This window comes from Streptosporangium sp. NPDC002721 (assembly GCF_042888905.1).
In the GTDB taxonomy this organism is placed as follows: Bacteria; Actinomycetota; Actinomycetes; order Streptosporangiales; family Streptosporangiaceae; genus Streptosporangium.
In genome coordinates this window covers 57,377-80,926 of sequence record NZ_JBIAQI010000028.1, presented here as the reverse complement: position 1 = coordinate 80,926, position 23,550 = coordinate 57,377, and the positions used below count along the sequence as shown (strand labels likewise).

Annotated in this window: 23 protein-coding genes; all 23 read right to left on the bottom strand. The window is 70.3% G+C overall.

Going from position 1 to position 23,550, the window contains the following annotated elements; all coding sequences use genetic code 11:
• Nucleotides 1–9: 9 nt before the first annotated feature.
• The 23 genes from ACFYWM_RS34350 to thrB all read right to left on the bottom strand — a co-directional run bounded on the left by ACFYWM_RS34350 (nt 10) and on the right by thrB (nt 23,545).
• On the bottom strand, nt 10–420 hold the full coding sequence (locus tag ACFYWM_RS34350) for a DUF2550 domain-containing protein (RefSeq protein WP_344744681.1): 411 nt from the start codon (nt 418–420) through the stop codon (nt 10–12).
• A gap of 44 nt (nt 421–464) precedes the next feature.
• On the bottom strand, nt 465–872 hold the full coding sequence (locus tag ACFYWM_RS34345; RefSeq protein WP_389922547.1) for a F0F1 ATP synthase subunit epsilon: 408 nt from the start codon (nt 870–872) through the stop codon (nt 465–467).
• Between the two features lie 68 nt (nt 873–940).
• Nucleotides 941–2,368: a F0F1 ATP synthase subunit beta gene (gene atpD / locus ACFYWM_RS34340; RefSeq protein ID WP_386155494.1), complete on the bottom strand. Its 1,428-nt coding sequence runs from the start codon at nt 2,366–2,368 to the stop codon at nt 941–943.
• 1 nt (nt 2,369) lies between these two features.
• Complete coding sequence (locus tag ACFYWM_RS34335; protein ID WP_389922545.1) at nt 2,370–3,272, bottom strand: F0F1 ATP synthase subunit gamma; 903 nt, start codon at nt 3,270–3,272, stop codon at nt 2,370–2,372.
• A gap of 3 nt (nt 3,273–3,275) precedes the next feature.
• On the bottom strand, nt 3,276–4,925 hold the full coding sequence (gene atpA, locus ACFYWM_RS34330) for a F0F1 ATP synthase subunit alpha (RefSeq protein WP_389922542.1): 1,650 nt from the start codon (nt 4,923–4,925) through the stop codon (nt 3,276–3,278).
• A gap of 23 nt (nt 4,926–4,948) precedes the next feature.
• Entirely contained in the window at nt 4,949–5,758 is an 810-nt protein-coding gene (locus ACFYWM_RS34325) for a F0F1 ATP synthase subunit delta (RefSeq protein WP_389922539.1), read from the bottom strand.
• Between the two features lie 46 nt (nt 5,759–5,804).
• The gene (locus tag ACFYWM_RS34320; RefSeq protein ID WP_350973495.1) at nt 5,805–6,353 is read right to left on the bottom strand and encodes a F0F1 ATP synthase subunit B; all 549 of its coding nucleotides are present in this window, start codon (nt 6,351–6,353) and stop codon (nt 5,805–5,807) included.
• Nucleotides 6,354–6,386: 33 nt separating this feature from the next.
• On the bottom strand, nt 6,387–6,614 hold the full coding sequence (gene atpE, locus ACFYWM_RS34315) for an ATP synthase F0 subunit C (RefSeq protein WP_030906562.1): 228 nt from the start codon (nt 6,612–6,614) through the stop codon (nt 6,387–6,389).
• 78 nt (nt 6,615–6,692) lie between these two features.
• Complete coding sequence (gene atpB / locus ACFYWM_RS34310) at nt 6,693–7,484, bottom strand: F0F1 ATP synthase subunit A (protein WP_389922536.1); 792 nt, start codon at nt 7,482–7,484, stop codon at nt 6,693–6,695.
• A 67-nt stretch (nt 7,485–7,551) separates the two neighbouring features.
• Complete coding sequence (locus ACFYWM_RS34305) at nt 7,552–7,767, bottom strand: AtpZ/AtpI family protein (RefSeq protein ID WP_350973492.1); 216 nt, start codon at nt 7,765–7,767, stop codon at nt 7,552–7,554.
• Nucleotides 7,768–7,845: 78 nt separating this feature from the next.
• Nucleotides 7,846–8,271 carry a hypothetical protein gene (locus ACFYWM_RS34300; protein WP_389922532.1) on the bottom strand — a complete coding sequence of 142 codons (426 nt, stop codon included), beginning with the start codon at nt 8,269–8,271 and terminating at the stop codon, nt 7,846–7,848.
• A 152-nt stretch (nt 8,272–8,423) separates the two neighbouring features.
• Nucleotides 8,424–9,833, bottom strand: a complete 1,410-nt coding sequence (locus ACFYWM_RS34295; protein ID WP_389922529.1) for a glycosyltransferase family 4 protein — start codon at nt 9,831–9,833, stop codon at nt 8,424–8,426.
• 63 nt (nt 9,834–9,896) lie between these two features.
• The gene (glyA, locus tag ACFYWM_RS34290; protein ID WP_389922526.1) at nt 9,897–11,156 is read right to left on the bottom strand and encodes a serine hydroxymethyltransferase; all 1,260 of its coding nucleotides are present in this window, start codon (nt 11,154–11,156) and stop codon (nt 9,897–9,899) included.
• 192 nt (nt 11,157–11,348) lie between these two features.
• Nucleotides 11,349–11,729: a hypothetical protein gene (locus ACFYWM_RS34285; RefSeq protein ID WP_389922523.1), complete on the bottom strand. Its 381-nt coding sequence runs from the start codon at nt 11,727–11,729 to the stop codon at nt 11,349–11,351.
• Between the two features lie 156 nt (nt 11,730–11,885).
• Nucleotides 11,886–14,447, bottom strand: coding sequence for a hypothetical protein (locus tag ACFYWM_RS34280; RefSeq protein WP_389922521.1), 2,562 nt, complete (start codon nt 14,445–14,447; stop codon nt 11,886–11,888).
• Between the two features lie 109 nt (nt 14,448–14,556).
• Complete coding sequence (locus tag ACFYWM_RS34275) at nt 14,557–15,222, bottom strand: L-threonylcarbamoyladenylate synthase (RefSeq protein ID WP_389922518.1); 666 nt, start codon at nt 15,220–15,222, stop codon at nt 14,557–14,559.
• A gap of 10 nt (nt 15,223–15,232) precedes the next feature.
• A complete protein-coding gene (gene prmC, locus ACFYWM_RS34270; protein ID WP_389922515.1) occupies nt 15,233–16,087 on the bottom strand; it encodes a peptide chain release factor N(5)-glutamine methyltransferase in 855 nt (284 codons plus the stop codon).
• A gap of 9 nt (nt 16,088–16,096) precedes the next feature.
• Entirely contained in the window at nt 16,097–17,149 is a 1,053-nt protein-coding gene (gene prfA, locus ACFYWM_RS34265; RefSeq protein WP_362844779.1) for a peptide chain release factor 1, read from the bottom strand.
• 117 nt (nt 17,150–17,266) lie between these two features.
• Complete coding sequence (gene rpmE / locus ACFYWM_RS34260; RefSeq protein WP_389922512.1) at nt 17,267–17,485, bottom strand: 50S ribosomal protein L31; 219 nt, start codon at nt 17,483–17,485, stop codon at nt 17,267–17,269.
• Nucleotides 17,486–17,763: 278 nt separating this feature from the next.
• Complete coding sequence (locus ACFYWM_RS34255; RefSeq protein WP_389922508.1) at nt 17,764–18,408, bottom strand: response regulator; 645 nt, start codon at nt 18,406–18,408, stop codon at nt 17,764–17,766.
• Nucleotides 18,409–18,421: 13 nt separating this feature from the next.
• Nucleotides 18,422–19,741 carry a sensor histidine kinase gene (locus ACFYWM_RS34250; protein ID WP_389922503.1) on the bottom strand — a complete coding sequence of 440 codons (1,320 nt, stop codon included), beginning with the start codon at nt 19,739–19,741 and terminating at the stop codon, nt 18,422–18,424.
• Nucleotides 19,742–20,015: 274 nt separating this feature from the next.
• On the bottom strand, nt 20,016–22,118 hold the full coding sequence (gene rho, locus ACFYWM_RS34245) for a transcription termination factor Rho (protein WP_389922500.1): 2,103 nt from the start codon (nt 22,116–22,118) through the stop codon (nt 20,016–20,018).
• A 467-nt stretch (nt 22,119–22,585) separates the two neighbouring features.
• Entirely contained in the window at nt 22,586–23,545 is a 960-nt protein-coding gene (thrB, locus tag ACFYWM_RS34240; protein ID WP_389922497.1) for a homoserine kinase, read from the bottom strand.
• Nucleotides 23,546–23,550: the final 5 nt, after the last annotated feature.

Genomic DNA, 23,550 nt, shown 5'->3' with positions numbered 1-23,550 from the left:
TAAACCAGGTCAGGCGACGTCGAGATAGGCGCTGGGCGGGGCCGACTCCAGCCAGGCGACGAAACCGGTCAGCGCCCGGTACCCCATGGCGAGCTCGAAGGCGTCCTGCCCGTTGCGGCACTCGATCGCCGTCACACCCTCGATGAACCCGAAGAACTCGCCGGACCCGACCCTGCGACGCCCGGAAACGACAAGGCCGCGCCTCACGATGACGTGGCGCGGCCTTGGAAGCAGACCTATGAGCGGGATCCAGTTGAGGTGGCCGTCGGCGTAGCGGGCCACACCGACCCGCCAGCCTCGCTCCTTGGACAGGGAGCGCAGGCAACAGAGCACCGATCCCCGGGAGCGGGTCAGTATCAAAACCCTGAGCCCCAGGAGGGCGACGAGCAGCCCCAGCACGATGAGAACATCCACCACCATGTCTGCTCGCCCCCCAAAAGCGCGTACAGCCTAAGAAGCAGAATTTATCCGACTTCTTCTCCGGCCGCGCGCAGCCGGGCCCGGGCACGCTTGGCCTCGGCGGCCGCGTCCGCGTCTTCCTGGTCGGCCTCGACCGAGGCCTGAGCCCGCTCCAGCGCGTTCTTCGCGCGGGCGACGTCGACCTCGGAACCCAGCTCGGCCAGCTCGGCGAGGATCGACACCTCGTCGTCGGCCACCGAGAGGAATCCTCCGTGGACGGCGGCGACGAGGTCGGACTCGCCGTCGCCCCGCTTGATCTTCAGCAGACCGCCCTCGACGAGAACGCCGAGCACGGGTGCGTGCTTAGGCATGATACCGATCTCGCCGTCGACGGTCTTGGCAATCACCATGTCGGCCTCACCGGACCAGATCTCACGCTCCGGGGAGACGACGCCTACTCGCAGCTTCGCCACTTTCTCTCCAGTTCCTTATCGAACCAGGCGCCGGTACGGCCGCGTGACCGTACCGGCGCCGAAGGCGACTAGCGGGCGAGTTCCTTGGCCTTGGCCACGGCCTGGTCGATGCCGCCGACCATGAAGAACGCCTGCTCGGGCAGGTGGTCGTAGTCGCCGGCGCACAGGCCCTTGAACGAGGCGATGGTCTCGTCCAGCGGGACGTTCTCACCGGGCTGGCCGGTGAAGGCCTCGGCGGCGTACATCGGGTGCGACAGGAAGCGCTCGATGCGACGGGCTCGGTTGACGGTGACCTTGTCCTCTTCCGAGAGCTCGTCGATACCGAGGATCGCGATGATGTCCTGCAGCTCCTTGTACTTCTGCAGGATCCGCTTGGTCTCCTGGGCCACGCGGTAGTGCTCCTCGCCGACGATCAGCGGGTCGAGGATCCGCGAGGTGGAGTCGAGCGGGTCCACCGCGGGGTAGATGCCCTTCTCCGAGATCGGCCGCGAGAGAACGGTCTGCGCGTCGAGGTGCGCGAACGCGTTGTGCGGGGCCGGGTCGGTGATGTCGTCCGCGGGGACGTAGATCGCCTGCATGGAGGTGATCGAGTGACCGCGGGTCGAGGTGATGCGCTCCTGGAGGACACCCATCTCGTCGGCCAGGGTCGGCTGGTAACCCACCGCGGACGGCATGCGGCCGAGCAGGGTGGACACCTCGGAACCGGCCTGGGTGAACCGGAAGATGTTGTCGATGAACAGCAGCACGTCCTGCTTCTGGACGTCCCGGAAGTACTCCGCCATGGTGAGGGCGGAGAGCGCGACGCGCAGACGGGTGCCCGGGGGCTCGTCCATCTGGCCGAAGACGAGGGCGGTGTCCTTGAGGACGTTCGCCTCCTCCATCTCCAGCCAGAGGTCGTTGCCCTCACGGGTGCGCTCGCCGACGCCGGCGAACACCGAGGTGCCACCGAAGTTGCGGGCGACCCGGCGGATCATCTCCTGGATCAGAACGGTCTTGCCCACGCCCGCGCCGCCGAACAGGCCGATCTTGCCGCCCTGCACGTACGGGGTGAGCAGGTCGATGACCTTGATGCCGGTGGTCAGCATCTCGGTGCGCGACTCGAGGGTGTCGAAGGCGGGCGACGGGCGGTGGATGCCCCAGCGCTCGCTGATCTGGAGCGAGGAGGTCTCGACGTCCAGCGACTCGCCGAGGGTGCTCCACACGTGGCCCTTGACGACGTCGCCGACGGGGACCGAGATGGCCGCGCCGGTGTCGGTCACCGGGGCGCCACGGGTGAGGCCGTCGGTGGGCTGCATGGAGATCGCGCGGACGAGGTTGTCACCCAGGTGCTGGGCGACCTCCAGGGTGAGGACCTTGGCCTCGCCCTGCAGCTCGACGTCCACCTTGAGGGCGTTGTAGATCTCGGGCATCGCCTCGACGGGGAACTCCACGTCGACGACGGGACCGGTGACCCGCGCGACGCGGCCCACGCCGGTCTCAACAGTCTGTGCAGTCATTTCACTCTTTCCCCGCTGCGGAGTCAGCCAGCGCGTTCGCGCCGCCGACGATCTCGCTGATTTCCTGGGTGATCTCGGCCTGGCGGACCTGGTTCATCTGCTGGGTGAACACGCGGATGAGCTCGTTGGCGTTGTCGGTGGCCGACTTCATGGCCCGGCGGCGCGAGGCTTCCTCGGAGGCCGCCGACTGGAGCAGCGCGGTGAAGATGCGCGACTCCACGTAACGCGGCAGCAGCGTGTCGAGGACCTCGCCCGCGGTGGGCTCGAACTCGAAGTACGGCAGCGGCGTGTCGGACGGGTCCTCGGCGGTCTCCTCGACCTCCAGCGGAAGGATCCGCTTGACCACGACCTCCTGCGTCAGCATCGAGACGAACTCGGTGGAGACGATGTGGATCTCGTCCACCCCGTCCTCGGCCGAGAAGGCCTCGATCAACGTGCCCGCGACCTCCTTGGCGTCGGAGTAGGCGGGCTTACGGGAGAAGCCGGTCCACTGCCCGCCCATCTCACGGTTGCGGAAGGCGTGCCAGGCGACGCCCTTGCGGCCCGTCACGAAGGGCACGGGCTCGACGCCCCTGTCCCTGAGCAGGTTGCCGAGCGCCTCGGCCTCACGCAGGATGTTGGCGTTGAAGCCGCCGCAGAACCCGCTGTCGCTGGTGACGATCAGGACGGCGGCCCTGGCGGGCTGCTCCTTGGCCACCGTGAGCGGGTGGTCGGTGCTGGAGGTGTTGCTGACCACGCCCGTGACCGCGCGGGTGATCTCGCGCTCGTAGGGCACGGCGGCCTGCATCCGCTGCTGCGCCTTGACGATGCGGGACGAGGCGATGAGCTCCTGGGCGCGGGTGATCTTCGCCGTGGACTTGACCGACTTGATCCGCCGCCGCAGCAGTCTTAGCTGGGCACCCATCGGCTACTTCTTCTCTGCCGTGCGGACTCGCTTCGTGATCTTCTCCTGGCCGACCTCGCCCTCGCCGAGCGCGGCGACCGGCTCGTCGTTGACCAGGTACTCACCGGAGGAGGTCTCGAAGCTCTTCTTGAACTCGGTGATGGCGTCCTTGAGGGCGGTCACCGCGTCGTCGGGCAGCTGCTTGGTCTCGCGGATGCCGTCGAAGATGCCCTTGTGCTCGCGGCCCAGGTAGTCGAGGAACTCCGTCTCGAAGCGGCGGATGTCCTCGACCGGGACCTCGTCGAGCTCGCCCGTCGTGCCGGCCCACACCGAGACGACCTGCTTCTCGACCGGGAACGGGCTGTACTGGGCCTGCTTGAGCAGCTCGACCAGGCGCTGGCCGCGCTCCAGCTGGGCGCGGGAGGCCGCGTCCAGGTCGGAGGCGAAGGAGGCGAAGGCCTCCAGGTCACGGAACTGCGACAGCGACAGGCGCAGCGTGCCGGCGACCTGCTTCATCGCCTTGATCTGCGCGGAGCCGCCGACTCGGGAGACGGAGACACCGACGTTGATGGCCGGACGCACACCCGCGTTGAACAGGTCGGTCTCGAGGAAGCACTGGCCGTCGGTGATGGAGATGACGTTGGTGGGGATGAACGCCGAGACGTCGTTGCCCTTCGTCTCGATGATCGGCAGACCGGTCATCGAGCCGGAACCCATGTCCTTGGACAGCTTCGCGCAGCGCTCAAGGAGGCGGGAGTGCAAGTAGAAGACGTCGCCGGGGAACGCCTCGCGGCCCGGCGGACGGCGCAGCAGCAGGGAGACGGCGCGGTAGGCGTCGGCCTGCTTGGTCAGGTCGTCGAAGACGATGAGGACGTGCTTGCCCTGGTACATCCAGTGCTGGCCGATGGCCGAGCCGGTGTAGGGCGCGAGGTACTTGTAACCGGCCGGGTCGGACGCCGGAGCGGCGACGATGGTGGTGTACTCCATCGCGCCCGCCTCCTCGAGGCGGCCCTTGACCTGGGCGATCGTGGAGCCCTTCTGGCCGACCGCGACGTAGACGCAGAGAACCTGCTTGTCGGGGTCGCCGGAGAGCCAGTTCTCCCGCTGGTTGAGGATGGTGTCCACGGCCACGGCGGTCTTGCCCGTGCCACGGTCACCGATGATCAGCTGGCGCTGGCCGCGGCCGATCGGCGTCATGGCGTCGACCGCCTTGAGGCCGGTCTGCAGCGGCTCCTTCACCGGCTGGCGCTGGACCACCGAGGGGGCCTGGAGTTCGAGGGCGCGCAGGCTCTCGGACTCGATGGGACCCTTGCCGTCCAGGGGGACGCCCAGCGGGTCGACCACTCGGCCGAGGAAGCCGTCGCCGACCGGCACGGACAGGACCTCGCCCGTCCGGCGGACCGACTGGCCCTCCTCGATCTTGCTGAAGTCGCCCAGAACAACGACACCGATCTCCCGGACGTCCAGGTTCAGTGCCAGGCCACGCGTGCCGTCCTCGAACTCAAGCAGCTCGTTCGCCATCGCCGAGGGAAGGCCGGAGACATGGGCGATACCGTCGCCGCAGTCGACGACGGTCCCGATCTCCTCGCGCGCGGCACCTTCCGGCTCGTACGCCTGGACGAAGCGCTCAAGTGCGTCCCGGATCTCGTCCGGCCGGATCGTAAGCTCCGCCATCTCTCTTCAGTCTCCCTATTCGCCTAGCCGGCCAACCGGCGGCGGACTTCTTCGATTCGTCCCGCGATGGTGGTGTCGATGAGGTCGTCCCCGATGTGGACCGAGAACCCTCCCAGCACCCGCGGATCCACCTCGACGTTCAGATGAACGTCGCGGCCGTACGAGGTGCGCAGCCACGTGGCGAGACGCTGCTTCTGCTCCTCTGAGAGCGCGACGGCGCTGCGCACCACCGCGACGAGGCGCTGCCGCTGGGCGGCGACCAGCTTGCCGAACTCCTCGAGCCCGCCCTCCAGGCTACGTCCTCGCGGATGCAGCACGAGCTGGGTGACCAGCCGCAGGGTGGTGGGTGCCACCTTCCCGGCGAGCAGGGAGCCCAGGAGCTCCTGCTTGGCCCCCGCGGGAGCGGCCGGCGCCGTCAGGGTCCGGTGAAGCTCCAGGTTCGAGGCGGCGATGCGCCCGAACCTGAACAGCTCGTCCTCGACGTCGTCGAGCCTGCTCTGCGCCTCCGCCTCGGCCGAGGCCGCGACGACGCCGAGGCGCTCCAGGGAGTCGGCCAGGTCGCCCGAGCGCGCCCACCTCGCGGACACGGCCGCGACGACCGTCTCCAGCGCGGCGTCGCTGACCTTGCCCTCCAGCAGCACCCGCACGATCTGCGCCTTCTGGGCCGCGGGCCGGGCGGGGTCGGAGAGGTTACGGCGGAGGCCGTGCTCACGGTCGAACAGGTCGGCGACCGAGAAAAGCTCGTCGGCCAGCGTGCCGAGGTCCGCGCTTCCCGCCACGGCGTTGAAGCGCTCTTCGACCTCGGCCAGCGAGGTCCTGCTCAGGCCCCTCATCAGCCGCTCACCGACACTCGCGCGTCACGCCTGGTTCGCCGTGTCATCAGCGGACCGCCGCGTTGCTCGACTCGAGCTCCTCGAGGAACCTGTCGACGGTACGGCGCTGGCGCGCCTCGTCTTCCAGGGACTCGCCGACGATGCGGCCGGCCAGCTCGATCGACAGGCGGCCGAGCTCCGTGCGGAGCTGGGCGAACGCCTGCTGGCGGTCGGCCTCGATCTGCAGGTGCGCGGCCTCGACCAGGCGGCGGGCCTCGGCCTGGGCCTCCTCGCGGAGCTCGGCCTTGATCTGCGCGCCCTGCTCACGGGCCTCCTCACGCAGCCGCGAGGCTTCGTGACGGGCTTCGGAGAGCTGGTCCTTGTACTGCTTGAGCAGCGCCTGGGCCTCGGCCTGAGCGTCCTCGGCTCGCTTGATGCCGCCTTCGATCGCATCGGTCCGCTCGACCAGGGTCTTCTGGATGCGCGGGGTGAGGATCTTGCCGACGACGAAGAGGACGACGAAGAAGGCGAAGCCGCCGACGACAAGCTCGTAGGTGTGCGGGATGAGGGGGTTAGCCCCCTCCTCCGCCGCCAGGAGCGAAGCTGCCTGAATCATTTGTGCAGCCTTCCGTCAGAGGTTTTCTGCGTCTTACTGACCGAACATGAACGGCGCGACAAGGCCGATGAGGGCCAGCGCCTCGGTGAGGACGAAGCCGAGCAGCATGTTCTGGCGGATCAGGCCGTAGGCCTCGGGCTGGCGGGCGATGGCCTGCACACCCTGACCGAAGATGATGCCGACGCCGATGCCGGGGCCGATGGCGGCGAGGCCGTAGCCGATGGAACCGAGGGAGCCGGTGACCTCAGCGAGGATTCCCATTGCCATGGTGTTGTGTTTCCTTTACAGGTCGGCCGGTGAGGGCTCACCGGTCTGGATATTCGAGGGAGGTCTGTGCGTCTAGTGGTCGGCGTGGAGCGAGTTGCCGATGTACATCGCGGCGAGCATCGCGAAGAGGAACGCCTGCAGGAACTGGATGAACATCTCGAAGCCCGTCATCGCGATCGTCATGACCACGCCGACCACGCCGAGCGGGGCGCCCAGCGGGGTGAGCTTCTCGAAGAGGAACCAGAAGCCGACGAGGCTGAAGAAGGCCAGGATGATGTGGCCGGCGAACATGTTGGCGAACAGTCGCACCGCGTGCGTGAAGGGCGCGATGATCATGTTGGACAGGAACTCGATCGGGGCCAGCAGCACGTAGATCGGCTTGGGCAACCCCGGAGGGAACATCATGTTCTTGAAGTAGCCGATCGCGCCCTGGTGCTTGACACCCAGGTAGATCTTCAGGACGTAGACACTGAGGGCCAGCACGATCGGGAAGGCGATGTGCGAGGCGACCGGGAACTGCACGACGGGGATGACACCCATCAGGTTCCAGACCCAGACCATGAAGAACATGCTGAGCAGCAGGCCCATCCACCGGTCGGCGTCCTTGCCGAGGAACGGCCGGGCGACCTGGTCGCGGACGAACATGTAGCCGATCTCGCCGATGTTCTGCACGCCCCGCGGCACCAGCTTCGGGCTGCCGAAGGCCGACCAGCAGAAGCCGATGACGATGATCGTGCTCAGCAGGGCCAGCAGCACCGGCTTCGTGAACCAGGCGACACCGGAGATGATCGGGGCGGCGTCGAAGAGTTCGAGTCCCGGAGGCGTGAACTCGTCCCCGGGAGCGAGGAGCGTCAGCGTGCTCACGCGGCGTTCCCTTCAGCGTGGTAGTTGATCGAAATTGCTTCGTCAGCGAAGCGACCGCCGCCGAAGGCTAGCGACCGTACTTCCGGTAGACCAGGTAGACGGATAGAGCGACCCCGAGAATCAATCCGATCGGGGTGAAGGCGACCACGCCAGTCCACTTGGACAGCAACCAGCCCGCACCGCCGTACAGGATCATCCCTGAGAGGAGATAGCTGGGGATCGACCAGGCGGCGCTGGCGAAGTCGCGGCCGTCGTCTTCGGGCCGGATTTTCTTTTCGCTCATCGCGGGCATGACGATAGCAGTCGCGGTGAGGACTAGTCATATCGGGCAGGGCCCAAGCCGCCAGCGAGATGATACGCCTCATCGCGGATCGCCCTGACCTGGAACCCGGGCATCGGGGTCGACGTAGAGCATTTTGAGCTTCATGAAGCCGCGCATCTCGCCGACCGTCCAGGCGATCGTGCACGCGATGGCCGCCCAGCCGAAGGCCTTGGGCTCGAACGCGGTGGCGTCCTCGAAGGTCTTGAGCAGAGCCATGATCACAAGAATCTTCACCGCGTAGCTCAGCACCGCGGCGGTCATCATCATCATGGGTGACACCCGGCTCGCGTACGAGACGGCCACGATGCCGAGGGTGAAGAAGATCGTGACGATCACGGTCCCGATCGCGGCACCGAGCGCGCCCTTGCCTCCGGCCAGCAACGCCGCGACGAGGATCACGACCAGCCCCACCAGCACCGTGGGTATCGCAGCCCCCTTCAGAAGGCGCACGTCGTTGGCCAGCATCGGCACTCCAAGTGACTGTTATCAAGCGAGCGATTGCTACCTTGCAGGTCTGGGCAGGTTCACCATCTGCTAGTGAAAGCTATCACAAGCTCAACGAAGAGCGCCTTTACCTGCCGTTTCAAGTGAACGATCAAGGAGGCGGGGAAAGCCGCTCAGAGCGGCGTCTCAGGGTTTGAGAAACCCTGACGGGGAGCGCTGAGTGACAGGTCGGGCCGCGCCACCGGCCGCGTGGTCGTGTCGTCGCCGGCGACGGCCGGACGCTGCCCCGGCGCCTCCGCGGGGTACGGGTGGGGCCTGACCCGGCCGGGCTGCTGCTCGCCGGGCCACGCGTGCCGCCCGGGACCCTCCGCGGGACCCGCGGGGCCCATGGGGCCGGCGGGATCCAGCGGGCCGCGCCCGTCACCGCGCCCGTCACCGCCCCCGTCGCCGCGCCCGTCGCCACGTCCCTCGGCCCTGCCGAGGTCACGGCGGGCGCGCCAGCGGGGCAGCGCCATCATCACCAGCACGCCGACGGCGAGCAGCACGGTCAGCGGGAACAGGATCAGCGGGACGCCCTCGATGGACAGCGCCACGACCGCGAAGGCGAACAGGAAGGTCCACGCGTACATGATCATGACGCTGCGGCGGTGCGAGTGGCCGATGTCCAGCAGGCGGTGGTGCAGATGCCCCCGGTCGGGCGAGAACGGCGACAGGCCGTTGGACGTGCGCCGGATCACCGCCATGATCAGGTCGAGCAGCGGGAGCACCAGGATCGCGACCGGCACGAGGAGCGGGAGGATGACGGGGAAACGGTTGATGCTGCTGGAGTCGAGCGGTGTGACCAGGATCATCGTGGAGGCGAGGACCAGGCCGATCAGCATCGCCCCCGTGTCCCCCATGAAGATCTTCGCCGGGTGGAAGTTGTGCGGCAGGAAGCCCAGGCAGATCCCGATCAGCACCGAGGCGATGACCGCCGTCGCGTTGATGCTGGTGTTGCCGTAGTCCTTCGACAAGGCCACCGAGTACGTCCACGTGGCCATGGCGGCGATGCCCACGATCCCGGCGGCCAGCCCGTCGAGCCCGTCGACGAAGTTGACGGCGTTGATCATGACGACCACGATCAGGATCGTTATCAGCGGGCTCAGCGTCGAGTCGAGGATGGTCTGCCCGCCCAGCGCGGTGGGCAGCGGGAGCCACGGCAGGCTGACGCCGAAGGTGACGAGCACCCCCGCGGCGCCGATCTGCCCGGCGAGCTTGACGAGGGCGTCCATCCCCAGCCAGTCGTCCAGGAAGCCGGTCAGCGTGATCAGGCCGCCCGCGGCGATCAGCGCGATCACGGTCTTGCCCTGGCCCTCGTCCGCCAGCTTGCCCCCGGCGTAGGGCAGCTCGGCGGCGATCAGCAGGCCCGCGACGAGGCCGCCGTACATCGCCAGGCCACCGAGCCTGGGCGTCGGCGTGGTGTGCACGTCACGATCGCGGACCTCGGGCATGGCGCCGATGCGGACGGCGAAAACGCGAATCAGCGGAACCAGCAGATACGTCACCGCGGCCGCGACGAGCGCCATGAGTAGATATTCGCGCACGGAACCAGTTTCGCGGATAGTCCGGCCACCTGTGACCGGAAAACGACACAGAACAGCTCATAGTTAGCTGGGATATATCCGGTGGGTCCGCGTCAGCACCGCGGCGCGCTCCCGTATCTCGCGCGTCGCGTCAGGGTTGCGGATGACCTGCGCCACCATCGAGGCCACCTCCTTCATCTCCTCCGGCCCCATGCCCTGGGTCGTGACGCAGGGAGTGCCGACCCTGATCCCGGACGTCACCGTGGGCGGCTCCGGGTCGTAGGGGATCGCGTTGCGGTTCAGCGTGATCCCGGCCGCGTGGCACCGCTGCTCGGCCTCCGCGCCGGAGATCCCGACGTCGCGCAGGTCGATCAGCGCCAGGTGGCTGTCGGTGCCCCCCGAGACGGGCCGCATGCCCTCGGCGGCCAGCGCGTCGGCCAGCACCCGGGCGTTGTCCACCACCCGCCGGGCGTACTCGGCGAACTCCGGCCGCAGCGCCTCGCCGAACGCCACCGCCTTGGCCGCCACCGCGTGCATGAGCGGGCCGCCCTGCACGAACGGGAAGACCGCCCGGTCGATCCTGGGCCCCAGCTCCTTCGTGCACATGATCCCGCCGCCCCTCGGGCCGCGCAGCGCCTTGTGCGTGGTGAAGGTCACCACGTCCGCGTACGGCACCGCGGAGGGCAGCACCCGCCCGGCCATCAGGCCGACGGTGTGCGCGACGTCGGCGAGCAGCCAGGCGCCCACCTCGTCCGCGATCCCCCGGAAGGCGGCGAAGTCGATCTCCCGGGGGTAGGCGGTGGCGCCACAGATGATCATCTTGGGCTGGTGCCGCAGCGCCAGCTCCCTGACCTCGTCGTAGTCGATCAGCTCGGTGTCCCTGCGCACGCCGTACGCCACGACGTCGAACCAGCGTCCCGAGAAGTTGACCTTGGAGCCGTGCGTGAGGTGGCCGCCGTGCGAGAGCTCCATCGCCAGCATGGTGTCGCCCGGCTGGAGCAGGGCCGCGTAGGCCGCCAGGTTCGCCGAGGCGCCGGAGTGGGGCTGCACGTTGACGTGATCGGCGCCGAACAGCCGCTTGGCCCGGTCGATCGCGAGCCGCTCGGCCCGGTCGACGACCTCGCACCCCGCGTAGTAACGCCTGCCGGGGTAGCCCTCGGCGTACTTGTTGGTGAGCGTCGAGCCCAGCGCGGCGAGCACGGCGGGGGAGGTGAAGTTCTCGCTCGCGATCAGCTGGACGCCCCCGCGGAGCCGGTCGAGCTCGTCGAGCAACACGCTCGCGATCTCCGGGTCCTCGCGCTGCAGGAGACCGAAATCTGGCCCGTAGTACGGTTCTGCGCCCATGTCTCACACCCCGAAGACGACGACTCACCCCCACTGTAAGCCCGCTCTCCCCGGTTATCCCACGTCAGGGACGTGCCACCCCCGGCGAGCGTGTCGCGGGGGATGCCCCCTCACCGGGCTGCCCACCACCCGGCGGTACCGCTCCACCCCGGCGAGCGTGCCACGGGGAGGCACCCTCGCCGGGAGGCCGCCTCAGGAGAAGGCGTGCGGGGCCCCGGCCCTGACCGGCACCCATCTCGGCGTGTCGGCCGCCTGGTCGCTGATCGACGTCAGGATCGCCTGGCGGTACAGGCTCAGGCGGGTGCGCCACTCCGTCATGTCCTCGACGTAGCGGCCGGAGACGGGGGCGTCCCAGACGTCCCTGCTCCTGGCGAGCTGGTAGGCCTTGTCGAGGCTGGCGGTCAGCGTGTCGAGCTCGGGGAGGACCTGCCTCCACATCATGACCAGCCGCTGGTAGTCGGGGTTGAACTCCCACGACGTGACGGCGTCCGGGGACGGCAGCCCGTTGTTGGCCGACGCCGGCGGGGTCTCCCCCGGCTGCAGCGGCTGCGGTGCGGGTGGATCCACGAACATCACAGGCTCCTCACCCTCGCTGACACGCTCCCTGCCTCCTGCTCACTTACCCGCCCCACCGCTGTTCACCGCCTCGCGTGTCCGGCCGCCCGACACCCACCGCCTGGCACTCGCGGTGTTCACCGTGCTCGCGGCCTCGCGCCCGCGTTCCGGCGATCACCGGCCGCCGCCCGGGGGCGGGATCGGCCGCAGCGGGTCTCCGGGGTCCACGTCACCCGCCGGGCCGTCGGGCCCGATGTCCATGGGCACCCAGGCGCCCTCGCCCCAGGTCTCCCCGTCGGGCACGCTCACACCCGGCATCTCCAGCGGTTCGATCTCGCGGACGTTGTCGGCGAGCGTCCTGAGCGCGTCGAGGTCGAGCGGTCTCGCCTCGGCGGTGACGACGTCGCTGCCGTCGTTCGCCCACCGGGCGACTGCGCCCTCGCCGCCCTCGCCGCCCCCGCCGCCCTCGCCCGCCTGCGCGGCCACCCCGCCGGGAGCCGCCCCCGCCGCCTGCCCGGACGCCCCCTCGGCACCCCGCGCCTCGCCGGAGACCGCGTCGCCGATGGACGGCACCGGCTCCCCGGCGGGCCGCGTGGCCGCCTCGCCCGAGGTCGTGCCCGCCGTCTGGATCGCGGGCTCACCTGAGGCCGTACCGGCGGGCCGGGGCGCGGCGTCACCCTGCGTCGCGGGGGCGGGCTGGGGCGCGGCGGGCTCACCGGAGGTCGTACCGGTGGACTGCGGCGAGGTGGTGTCGCCACCGGTGCCCGGCGGCTGGACGGTCTGGTCCGTGGCCGGGCCCGCGGTGTCGAGGAGGGGGTACGCGGGCCTGGCCGAGTCGAGCGGGGCGTGCGGCTCGACCCAGCCGGGCTGCCCCACGGTGGCGGAGGCGCCGTCGATCGTGGGCATCTCCAGCGGCGGGATGTCCTCGATGTTCTTCAGCAGCTCGTCGACCTCGGCCGCCGTGGGCGCGTCGAGCGGGATCTGGAGCACCTTCACCCCGTCGACCTCCACGACCTTCGCCCTGGAGTCGCCGCTCTGGTCGATGTCGTCGGGGTGGTCTTTTCTGGGGGTGTCGTGGACGGTGTCTCCGGAGGTGCCTCCCCCGTCCCTGGGCGAGCGCTCGTCGCCCTTGGAACCGGCGTCGCCCTTGGCATCGGGCGCGTTCCCCGTGGAATCCCCGCGCGGCGTCGTCTCGTCACCCTTGGAACCGGTGTCGCCCTTGGCGTCGGGCGCGTTCCCCGTGGAGTCTCCGCGCGGCGTCGTGTCGTCACCCTTGGAACCGGTGTCGCCCTTGGCGTCGGAGTCGTTCACGGGCACGTTGCCGGCCTGGTCCTGCCCGCGCGTCGTGTCGTCCGCGTTGACGATCTCCGGCCGCCTGTCCTCGGCCCCTGGCGTGGGCTCCCCCTGCGGCCTCTCGGGCACGAGGCCGGAGTCCGGGGCGGGCGTCTCCGGCGTACGCGGGACGTCGGGCGCCTCGCGCGGCGCGGTGTCGACCGGCTGCCCCCCGCCCTGCGGGTTCTCCCCCGGCCCGGGAACCGCGGGCTTCAGGTCCTCGACCCTCGGGGCCTCCGGCCGCGCGTCGTCGGCCCTCGGCGCGTCGGTCCTCGGGGCGTCCGGCGCGGGCGCGGAATCCTGCCTGGGCGCCTCGGGAGCGGGCGCGCCCTCGGCGTTCGGCGTCCCCGGCACGGGCGCGCCCTCGGCGTTCGGCACCTGCGGAGCGCGATCCGGCGCGGGCGCCTCGGGCCGCGTGTCCTCGGCCCTCGGGGCCTCCGGCACGGGATCCGGGGCGGGAGGCTCGGGACGCGGCTCCTCCGCCCTGGGAGGCTCCGGCGCGGGGTCGGGCCTGGGAGGCTCCGGTCGCGGCTCCTCGGCCCTGGGAGGCTCCGGCGCGGGGTCGGGCCTGGGAGGCTCGGGACGCGGCTCCTCGGCCCTCGGAGGCTCCGGGGCGGGATCGGCCCTGGGAACCTCGCGCGGCGCGCTGTCGGTCGGCTTGCCGGTCTCCTTACCGGCCTCCTTGCCGCTGTCCTTGCCGGTCTCCTTGGACGTCTCCCCTTCCCGTGGGGAGGTCTCGTCGGCCTTCGAACCCGTCTCCGGCTTGCGCTCGTCGCCTCCGGACGCCTCGGGTTTCGGCGTCTCCTTCCGATCGTCGCGATCGTCGCGCGGGGAGGTCTCGTCACCCTTCGAACCCGCCTCGGGCTTGCCCTCCTCAGCCTTCGGAGTGTCGGCCTTCGGAGTCTCGGGCTTGGTGTCGGGCTTGGGGTCCTTGGGATCGTCGCGCCGCGTGCTCTCGTCCGACTGGTCGCCGACGCGGGGTTTGTCGTCTCCCCCGACGGCCGGTTTGAGATCCTCCGCCTTCGGGCTCTCGGGCTTGGCGCCGTTCTGGGAACCGGCTTCGGGCTTCGCGCCGTTCTGGGAGTCGGTCTGCGGCTTCGCGCCCTCGCCCGGGGAACCCGCCTCGGGCTTCGGGTCCCCGGCCTTCGGCTCGGCGGTGGGCGCCGTCGTGTTCTGGCTGACCTTCTTCTCCAGCAGCGTCACCCGGGCGGAGACGTCGCGGACCATCACGTCGCACGCGTCGGCGATCTGGACGGGTCTGTGGGTCGACTGCGAGGACAGGCCGGCCCCGCTCATCAGCTGGCTGACCTTGCCCTCGACGTTCCGCATCCGCTCGGCGGCCCGCTGCACCTCGGACAACAGGTCGCGGACCAGCTTGGGGTCCATTCCTTCGAACTTGCCCATGGACGTCTCCCAGGAAGTGTCGGCCCACTTCAAGGTACCGGGGAGACAGCCCGGCGTCACGGTGATAATCAGATGGCATGGATCACGGCATATGCCGTGGATGTACTGGTCAGTCGTCGGCCTTCGGGTCCGTGTCCGTCGCGACGTAACCGATCACACCGCGCAGCTTCTCCACGCTGATCGCCCCGCGTCGCAGCAGCCTGGGCACCGCGGTGGTCAGGTCGAGGATCGTCGAGGGGATGTCGCTCTCGCACGGCCCCGCGTCGAGATAGACCGACACCGAGTCGCCGAGCTGCTTCTCCGCGTCGGCGGCGGTGGTGGCGGCCGGGGCGCCGGAGCGGTTGGCGCTGGAGACGGCGAGCGGGCCGGTCTCCTTGAGCAGGTCGAGGGCGACCGCGTGCAGCGGCATCCGGACGGCGACGGTGCCCTTGGCGTCGCCCAGGTCCCACGACAGCGACCGGTTCGCGCGGCAGATCAGCGTGAGCGGGCCCGGCCAGAAGGCGTCGACGAGATCCTGGCCGTACGGGCCGAGGTTCTCCACCAGCGCGTTGGCGGCCCGGACGGTCCCGACCAGCACCGGCACCGGCATGTCACGGCCGCGCCCCTTGGCCCCCAGCAGGGCGGTGACCGCGGCGGGCGTGAAGGCGTCGGCGCCGACACCGTAGACGGTGTCGGTCGGGAGCACCACGAGCTCCCCCCGCTGCAGGGCGGACGCGGCCTCGATCAGGCCCGTGGCTCGCTGCTCGGCATCCATACAGTCATAACGTCGGCTCACGGCGTGCATCCTATTCCTGGCCGAATCGAGCGGTGACGAAGCGGTCCCGGCGAGTCAGGTCCTGGCGGCTGCGCACGTCGCGCCAGCCGTTCTCCTCGGAGAAGATCAGATAGACCGGGGTGCCCTGCTGATCTGCGTGTTCCACGGCGACGAACCCGCCGGGGCGCAGCAGCCGCCTCGAGGTCCGCTCGACCGCCCTGACCTCGTCGAGGCCGTCGCTGCCCGATCCGTACAGCGCGCGGTGCGGGTCGTAGTCGCGGACCTCGGGGTCGCGGGGGATCGCGCCCGGCGGGATGTAGGGCGGGTTGGAGATCACCAGGTCGACCTGGCCGTCCAGCTCGGAGAGGGCGTCGGCCAGATCCTCCGGGTGCAGGTGGACGCGGCCCTGGCCGTGCTCGATGATGTTGCGCTTGGCCCAGGTGTAGGCGCCGGGGTCGACCTCGACCGCGTGCACGGTGGCCAGCGCGACCTCCTGGGCGATCGACAGCGCGATGGCGGCCGAGCCGGTGCCGAGATCCACGACCACCGGCGAGGCGACGTCCATCTCCCGCAGCCGGTCGATCGCCCAGCCCGCCACGACCTCGGTCTCCGGGCGCGGCACGAAGACGCCGGGCCCGACCTCCAGGGACAGGTAGCGGAAGTAGGCCCGCCCGGTGATGTGCTGGAGCGGCTCGCGGGACTCCCTGCGGGCGACACCCTCCCAGAACAGGGCGTCGAAGTCGGCGTCCTTCACCGTGTGCAGCTCGCTGCGGCGCACGCCGTGCACACACGCGGCGATCTCCTCGGCGTCGGTGCGCGGCGACGGCACACCTGCCTCGGCGAGCCGGGCGGTGGCGAGGGCGATCTCGTCCAGCAGAAAGGTCATGGGCGCGTTCTATGAATGGGCGGCGAGCTTCTCCGCCATCTCGGCGTCGAGCAGGGACTGGATGACGGCCGAGAGATCTCCGTCGAGCACCTGGTCGAGGTTGTAGGCCTTGAAACCGACACGGTGATCGGAGATGCGGTTCTCGGGGAAGTTGTAGGTGCGGATGCGCTCGGAGCGGTCGACCGTGCGGATCTGGGACTTGCGCTCGGCCATGGCGGCGGCGTTGGCCTCCTCCTCGGCGATCGCCTGCAGGCGGGCCCGCAGGATGCGCATGGCCGACTCCTTGTTCTGGAGCTGGCTCTTCTCGTTCTGGCAGGAGGCGACGACACCCGTCGGGACGTGCGTGATCCGCACGGCCGAGTCGGTGGTGTTGACGCTCTGACCGCCGGGGCCGCTGGAGCGGTAGACGTCGATGCGGAGGTCGTTCGGGTCGATCTGGACATCGACATCCTCGGCCTCCGGGTAGACGAGCACCCCGGCGGCACTGGTGTGGATGCGCCCCTGGGACTCGGTGACCGGGACCCGCTGGACGCGGTGCACGCCGCCCTCGAACTTGAGCCTCGACCAGACCCCCTCGTCGCCCCTGGCCTTCAGGGCGATCGTGACGTCCTTGTAACCGCCGAGGTCGGAGTGGGTGGCGTCGATCAGCTCGGTCTTCCAGCCGATCCGCTCGGCGTACCGCAGGTACATCCGCAGGAGGTCTCCGGCGAACAGGGCGGACTCCTCGCCGCCCTCGCCCGCCTTGATCTCCATGATGATGTCCTTGTCATCGTTGGGATCGCGCGGGACGAGCAGGTGCCTGAGCTTCTCCTCCAGCTCGGGAATCCGGGCCTCCAGCTCCTTGGCCTCCTCGGCGAACCCCTCGTCCTCCGAGGCCAGCTCCCGGGCCGTGCCGAGGTCGGACTGGACGCCCTCGAGCTCGCGGTAGGCGACGATGATCGGCGTCAGCTCGGCGTAGCGCCTGCCGAAGGTGCGCGCCTGCTTCTGGTCGGCGTGCACGGAGGGGTCGGCGAGCTTGAGTTCCAGCTCGGCGTACTCACTGAGCAGCTCGTCGAGGTTCACCGTGCGTCCTTCCTTGAAAGCCCCGGCCTTGAAAGCCCTGGTCAGCCTGCCTCATCACCACGAACGCCGACCCGGGCCCCCGCGAGGGGGTTCTCCGAGCCGGCGCCGGGATGAGAGCTACTGGCCCGCGGGCTTCTTGCCGAAGCGCTTCTCGAAGCGCGCCACCCGGCCGCCGGTGTCCAGGATCTTCTGCTTGCCCGTGTAGAAGGGGTGGCAGGCGGAGCACACGTCGGCGTGGATCACGCCGTTCTTGGCGGTGCTGCGGGTGGTGAAGGAGTTACCGCAGGTGCAGGTCACCTGGGTGTCGTTGTACTCCGGGTGAATATCGGCCTTCATGTCGCTTTTTCCTCTCCAAAACGCGGTCGCCGGGTCGCCACTGTCTCTCGCCTGTGGGGCTTGCGCGCTGAGCACACCGAGGTGCGCGCGGGCGGGAACCGGAACCGCTACGGTTCGGCTACCAGTGTGCCAGATCCTCCAACCATCCCAGGCCACGAGACATTCCCCGTCCCGGTGACCGGACGCCCCAGAAACGGCCACGGCGTGCTCAGGGCCCCTGCCGGACGCGATATCCGCGAGGGAACCGTCTTCACGAGAAAACCAGGGGCCCCAGGCCGTCACCTTCCCAGGTACGCGAGCACGGCGAGGACCCTGCGGTGATCGTCGGCGGCGGGCTCCAGCCCGAGCTTGCCGAAGATGCTGGAGATGTGCTTCTCCACGGCGCCCTCGGTGACGAGCATCCGCCCGGCGACCGCGGTGTTGGAGCGCCCCTCCGCCATCAGGGCCAGGACCTCGCTCTCCCTCGCGGTCAGGGACTCCAGGGGGTCGCCCCTACGCTGGCGGCCCAGGAGCTGCCCGATCACCTCGGGGTCGATGACCGTCCCCCCGGCGGCCACCCGGCGTACGGCGTCGAGGAACTCGGCCACGTCCGCTATCCGCTCCTTGAGCAGGTAGCCGACCGCCGCGGCGCCGCCGCCGATGAGCTCGGTGGCGTACTGCTCCTCGACGTACTGCGACAGGACGAGGATCGGCAGCCCCGGCCGCCGGGCCCTGGCCTCCAGGGCGGCGCGCAGCCCCTCGTCGGTGTGGGTCGGCGGCATCCGCACGTCGACGACGGCGAGGTCCGGATCGTGCTCGTCGACCATCGCCACCAGCCCGGGGCCGTCGCCCGCCACCCCGACGGTCTCGATGCCCCCGTCGGCCAGCAGCCTGGCCAGCCCCTCGCGCAACAGCACCGAGTCCTCGGCGATCACCACCCTCATGGGGCCCACGTTCTCACCATTCGCAGGGCAGCTCCGCCCGGATCATCGTGGGGCCGCCCAGCGGGCTGTCGACGCTGAGGGTGCCGTCGATGGTCGCCGCCCGGTCGGCGAGCCCGGCGAGACCGCTGCCCGGCCGCGGCACGGCGGCGCCGACCCCGTTGTCGTAGACCTCGACGATCACCCGCTGCTCCTGGCGGCTCACCCGGATGAACGCCTCGGTCGCCTCGGAGTGCTTGGCCAGGTTGCTCAGGCACTCGGCCACGATGAAGTACGCGATGCTCTCCACGGCGGGCGGGGGCCGGTGGGAGACCTCCACCGACAGGTCCACCCGTACGGGCGCGCGGGCGGCGAGCGACGACAGGGCCGCGCTCAGCCCCCTGTCGGTGAGGATCGCCGGGTAGATGCCCCTGGCGAGGTCGCGCAGCTCGGCGATGGCGGCCTTGGTGCCCCGGTGCGCCTGGGCCAGGAGCTCCCTGGCCTCGTCGGGGTCGGAGTCGAGCTTGGCCTGGGCCCGGCCCAGGTCCATGGCCACGGACAGCAGCCGCTGCTGGGCGCCGTCGTGCAGGTCCCGCTCGATCCGGCGCCGTTCGGCCTCGGCGGCGTCCACCCCTCTGGCCCGGCTGGCCCGCAGGTGGGCGGCGCGGGCCGCGAGCCGGTTCTTCTCGCTCGCCCCCAGCAGGGCGACGCCGAGCAGGCCGTGCAGCCAGGCCATTCCCCGGGTCGCGTAGAGGGCGGCGAGGAGGAAGCCGAACCCGATCAGCGTGCACAGCAGCGCCCTCGGCACGCTGTCGACCGGCAGCCCGTCGATGGGCGTGATCGGCTGCCCGGCCAGCAGCAGGGGCAGCGGCACGACCGCCAGGGCCAGCCCGAGGATCCACAGGACCACCGTGACGGTGAACTCCGCGACCCCGATCGGCAGCAGCAGCAGGAGGTAGAGGAGGTCCTTCCAGGTGGCGGGATCGACGAACATGTCCTTCCAGCGCAGGAACAGGTTGTCGCCCTCGGAGGGCCGGTAGGGGCTGGGGATGTCGACGCCGAAGGCCAGCCGCAGGAACCGGCGCTCCAGCACCGCGGCGCCCCGCCAGGCCAGCATGGTCAGGGCGAACAGCGGCAGCCCGACCCACACGAGCACCATCACCAGGGAGGCCGGGATCACCGAGGCGAGGAAGGCGAAGCAGGCCAGGCCGTGGAACATGCTCACCAGCAGGTAGGGGACGGCCCGCCAGGTCATCGGGTCGACGAGCATGCCCAGGGGGCCGTTCGGGCCGAGCGGCACGCGCCGCCTGAGCGGCGGCCTGACCACGGGCGTGCTTTCGAGCGTCTCAGCCGTCATGCGCCTCCCCCTCGTCCCCGGTGGCCCGTCGTTCGCCGTGTCACGCCTTGTCACGCCTTGTCACGGCCGTCTCGCGCGCCGTCCGCCCCTCGCGTACAGCCCTCCTCGCGTGCCGTCCGCGCGCCGCGGCCACCGCGGGCGCGGACCCCGTGAGCCGCGCGGGCGAAAGGCGTCCTGAAGTAGGGATATCCCGAAGTACGGGGTCACACAAGGGACTTGGGAAACACGAACGCCCCGGCCGCGGGGGCCGGGGCGTTCGACGTGCGGCGGAGGGTCAGTCGCGGTCGGAGCTGACCGTCGTCTTCTGCACCTGGAGCAGGAACTCCGCGTTGGACTTGGTCTCCCTCATCTTCTCCAGGAGAAGCTCCAGGGCCTGCTGCATGTCCAGGGCGTGCAGCACGCGGCGGAGCTTCCAGGTGATCTGGAGCTCGTCCTTGCCCATGAGGATCTCCTCCTTACGGGTGCCGGACGCGTCGACGTCCACCGCGGGGAAGATCCGCTTGTCGGCGAGCTGCCGGTTGAGCTTGAGCTCCAGGTTGCCCGTGCCCTTGAACTCCTCGAAGATGACCTCGTCCATCTTGGAGCCGGTCTCGACCAGCGCGGTGGCGAGGATCGTCAGCGAGCCGCCGTTCTCGATGTTGCGGGCGGCGCCGAAGAAACGCTTCGGCGGGTAGAGCGCGGTGGAGTCGACACCACCGGACAGGATGCGGCCGGAGGCCGGGGCCGCCAGGTTGTAGGCACGGCCCAGACGGGTGATCGAGTCGAGCAGCACGACCACGTCGTGGCCGAGCTCCACCAGGCGCTTGGCGCGCTCGATGGCGAGCTCGGCGACCGTGGTGTGGTCCTCGGCCGGACGGTCGAAGGTCGAGTGGATGACCTCGCCCTTCACCGACCGCTGCATGTCGGTGACCTCTTCCGGACGCTCGTCCACCAGGACGACCATCAGGTGGCACTCGGGGTTGTTGCGGGTGATCGCGTTGGCGATCGACTGGAGCACCATCGTCTTGCCCGCCTTGGGCGGGGAGACGATGAGGCCGCGCTGGCCCTTGCCGATCGGCGCCACCATGTCGATGATCCTGGTGGTCAGGATGTTCGGCTCGGTCTCCAGGCGCAGGCGCTCCTGGGGGTACAGCGGGACGAGCTTGTTGAAGTCGGGCCGCTGCCGCGCCTGCTCGGGGTCCATGCCGTTGACCGTGTCGAGGCGGACGAGCGCGTTGAACTTCTCTCGGCGCTCACCGTCGCGGGGCTGGCGGACGGCGCCGGTGACGACGTCACCCTTGCGCAGGCCGTTGCGGCGGATCTGGGCCAGCGAGACGTAGACGTCGTTGGAGCCCGGAAGGTAGCCGCTGGTCCTGACGAACGCGTAGTTGTCGAGGATGTCGAGGATCCCGGCGATCGGGATCAGGACGTCGTCGTCGCCCACCACGGGCTCGTTGCTGTCGAAGCGCTCGCGGCCACGGCGGTTGCGCTCGCGGAACCGGCCGCGACGGCCACGGCGGTCGTCGTCGTCGCCCACGCCGTGCTGGTCGTTGCGGTCCTGCGGGCCCCGGTTCTGCGGGCCCCGGTCGCCACGGTCGCCGCGCTCGCCCCTGTCGCCGCGGTCACCGCGGTCGTTGGTGCGGTCACCGCGGTCGTTGAGACGGTCGCCGCGCTCGCCGCGGTCGTTGGACCGCTCGCCACGCTCGCCGCGCTCGCCTCGGTCGTTGAGCCGCTCGCCGCGGTTCTGGCCGGCGTCGGCGGCGCGCTGGTCGGCGCGGCTGTCGGACCGGCTGTCGGCGCGGCTGTCGGTCCGGTTGTCAGAGCGGTTGTCGGGGCGGTTGTCGCCGCGCTCACGACGCTCGCCGCGCTCGCTGTTGCGGCCCCGGCGCTCGCCACGCTCGCGACGGCTCTCGCCGCGCTCGCCACGCCCCTCGGCCGGGGCGGTGTCGATGGTCTGCTGCTCCGCGACGGGCTCGGGCGCGACGACGGCGGCGGCCACGGGCTCGGGGGCGGGGGGCGCCTGCTCCACGACGGGCTCGGCGGCCACGACGGGGCGGGAACGTTCCCTGCGGGTGCGCGCCGGACGCTCGGCGACCGGCTCGGCCACGACGGCCGGGGCGGCCACGGCAGGAGTCTCCTTGACGGCGGCGGGAGCCTGGGCGCTCTCGTTGGAGACGCCCTGCTTCTCCTGGATGGCCGCGATCAGCTGGCTCTTGCGCATCCGCCCGGTCCCGCTGATGCCGAGGCCGGAGGCCATGGCCTGCAGCTCAGGCAGCACCATGGCGGAAAGGCCTGTGCCGGAGCGACGGCGCGGCTTGGCCGCGGGGCGGGTGGGGGTGTCGCCGGACGCCGGCACCGTGCCGGTGACGTCGGAGAGGAGTTCGGTGGTGTCGCTCACTAATGGGTCCTTCCCAGGGGTCGGGCGTGGCCATGATCAGCCAATCGTCCCGGTGGTGCGATCGACCCGGTGGGACAGACCGGGTCGGGTTGCACGTCGCGATCCTCGGCGGCCCATGGAGAGCCGCCGCCACTGTCGGAGAAGGGCGGATCCAGGCCGTCACCATCGAGAATCGCCGACGGTGGGACTTGGAGGACACCCCCCCGGATTGCTACCGGCAACCAGATGTCGAGGTAGATCGAACGCGCATGTCCCCTAAAACGCCGCTTCTCGTTGCCCCAACCGAAATCTGGAACATTCGGAGGCGACGGATTCGGGGAGGCCACTGCGGCGCTCATGTCTCACCAGGTGAGACATGATGCAGCGATGTGTGGCTGACAAGCACGCACCCAACGCGGGGCACCTGGTGCGGCTATCAGCCTAACATCACCAGCGCACACAGCTATTCCCTGAAGGTCGAAGAGTCGTCAGCGTGTCTCGGGAGAAACGACGCGGGCGCCCCTGGTTTCGACATCCAGTGGCTGGATGTGCCAGTCATTACCCACTTCCGGTGCGATCAAATCCTGCGTATTCATCGTTGACAACGCAAGAACCGTGGGCCCCGCTCCCGAGACGACCGCGGCCACCCCCGCCCTCCGCAGCCGCCGTACCAGCTCGGCGGTGTGCGGCATCGCGGGCGCGCGGTAGTCCTGGTGGAGGCGGTCCTCCGTGGCGGCCAGCAGCAGCTCGGGCTCGGGCCTCGCGGTCAGCGCCGCGATCAGCAGCGCGGCCCGGCCGGCGTTCGCGGCGGCGTCGGCGTGCGGGACGTCCTTGGGCAGCAGCCCGCGGGCGGTCTCGGTCGACAACCGGTGCGCGGGGACGAGGACCACGGGCCTGACGGCCTCGTGCGGGAGCAGCCGCACCAGGTGCGGCACGCCCCCGGGGTCCGTCCACGCGACGGTGAGCCCGCCCGCCAGGCACGGCGCCACGTTGTCGGGGTGGCCCTCGATCCCGGTGGCCAGCGCGAGGGCGTCGTCGTCGGTCAGCTCGGGCGGGTGATCCCCGCCAGGACGGGGATTCCCGGCGTACGGGGTCGCGGCCAGCGCCCGGGCGGCGAGGATCCCGGCGCAGATCGCCGCGGAGGAGGAACCGAGGCCGCGGGCGTGCGGGATCCGGTTGAGGCAGCGCAGCCTGATGCCGCGCGGCTGCGCGAGGCCCATCCTGTCGAAGGTCGCGCGCATCGTGCTGACGACGAGGTGCCCCTCGCCCGGGTCGAGCTCGCCGGCCCCCTCGCCCTCGACCGCGATGTCGATGCCGGGAGAGTCGGAGATCTCGGCCTCGATCTCGTCGTGCAGGCCGAGGGCGAGCCCCAGGGTGTCGAATCCGGGACCGAGGTTGGCCGAGGTCGCGGGGACCCGGACGGTCACCCTCGCCGTGCCGCCGGTCATCGGGG

Bases quoted from the DNA above. Each gene is read 5' to 3' on its own strand.
- ACFYWM_RS34350 (WP_344744681.1), bottom strand. From the start codon at position 420: ATGGTGGTGGATGTTCTCATCGTGCTGGGGCTGCTCGTCGCCCTCCTG.
- atpD (WP_386155494.1), bottom strand. From the start codon at position 2,368: ATGACTGCACAGACTGTTGAGACCGGCGTGGGCCGCGTCGCGCGGGTC.
- ACFYWM_RS34335 (WP_389922545.1), bottom strand. From the start codon at position 3,272: ATGGGTGCCCAGCTAAGACTGCTGCGGCGGCGGATCAAGTCGGTCAAG.
- atpA (WP_389922542.1), bottom strand. From the start codon at position 4,925: ATGGCGGAGCTTACGATCCGGCCGGACGAGATCCGGGACGCACTTGAG.
- ACFYWM_RS34325 (WP_389922539.1), bottom strand. From the start codon at position 5,758: ATGAGGGGCCTGAGCAGGACCTCGCTGGCCGAGGTCGAAGAGCGCTTC.
- ACFYWM_RS34320 (WP_350973495.1), bottom strand. From the start codon at position 6,353: ATGATTCAGGCAGCTTCGCTCCTGGCGGCGGAGGAGGGGGCTAACCCC.
- atpE (WP_030906562.1), bottom strand. From the start codon at position 6,614: ATGGGAATCCTCGCTGAGGTCACCGGCTCCCTCGGTTCCATCGGCTAC.
- ACFYWM_RS34305 (WP_350973492.1), bottom strand. From the start codon at position 7,767: ATGAGCGAAAAGAAAATCCGGCCCGAAGACGACGGCCGCGACTTCGCC.
- ACFYWM_RS34300 (WP_389922532.1), bottom strand. From the start codon at position 8,271: ATGCTGGCCAACGACGTGCGCCTTCTGAAGGGGGCTGCGATACCCACG.
- glyA (WP_389922526.1), bottom strand. From the start codon at position 11,156: ATGGGCGCAGAACCGTACTACGGGCCAGATTTCGGTCTCCTGCAGCGC.
- ACFYWM_RS34285 (WP_389922523.1), bottom strand. From the start codon at position 11,729: ATGTTCGTGGATCCACCCGCACCGCAGCCGCTGCAGCCGGGGGAGACC.
- ACFYWM_RS34280 (WP_389922521.1), bottom strand. From the start codon at position 14,447: ATGGGCAAGTTCGAAGGAATGGACCCCAAGCTGGTCCGCGACCTGTTG.
- prmC (WP_389922515.1), bottom strand. From the start codon at position 16,087: ATGACCTTTCTGCTGGACGAGATCGCCCTCGCCACCGCCCGGCTCGCC.
- rpmE (WP_389922512.1), bottom strand. From the start codon at position 17,485: ATGAAGGCCGATATTCACCCGGAGTACAACGACACCCAGGTGACCTGC.
- ACFYWM_RS34255 (WP_389922508.1), bottom strand. From the start codon at position 18,408: ATGAGGGTGGTGATCGCCGAGGACTCGGTGCTGTTGCGCGAGGGGCTG.
- ACFYWM_RS34250 (WP_389922503.1), bottom strand. From the start codon at position 19,741: ATGACGGCTGAGACGCTCGAAAGCACGCCCGTGGTCAGGCCGCCGCTC.
- thrB (WP_389922497.1), bottom strand. From the start codon at position 23,545: ATGACCGGCGGCACGGCGAGGGTGACCGTCCGGGTCCCCGCGACCTCG.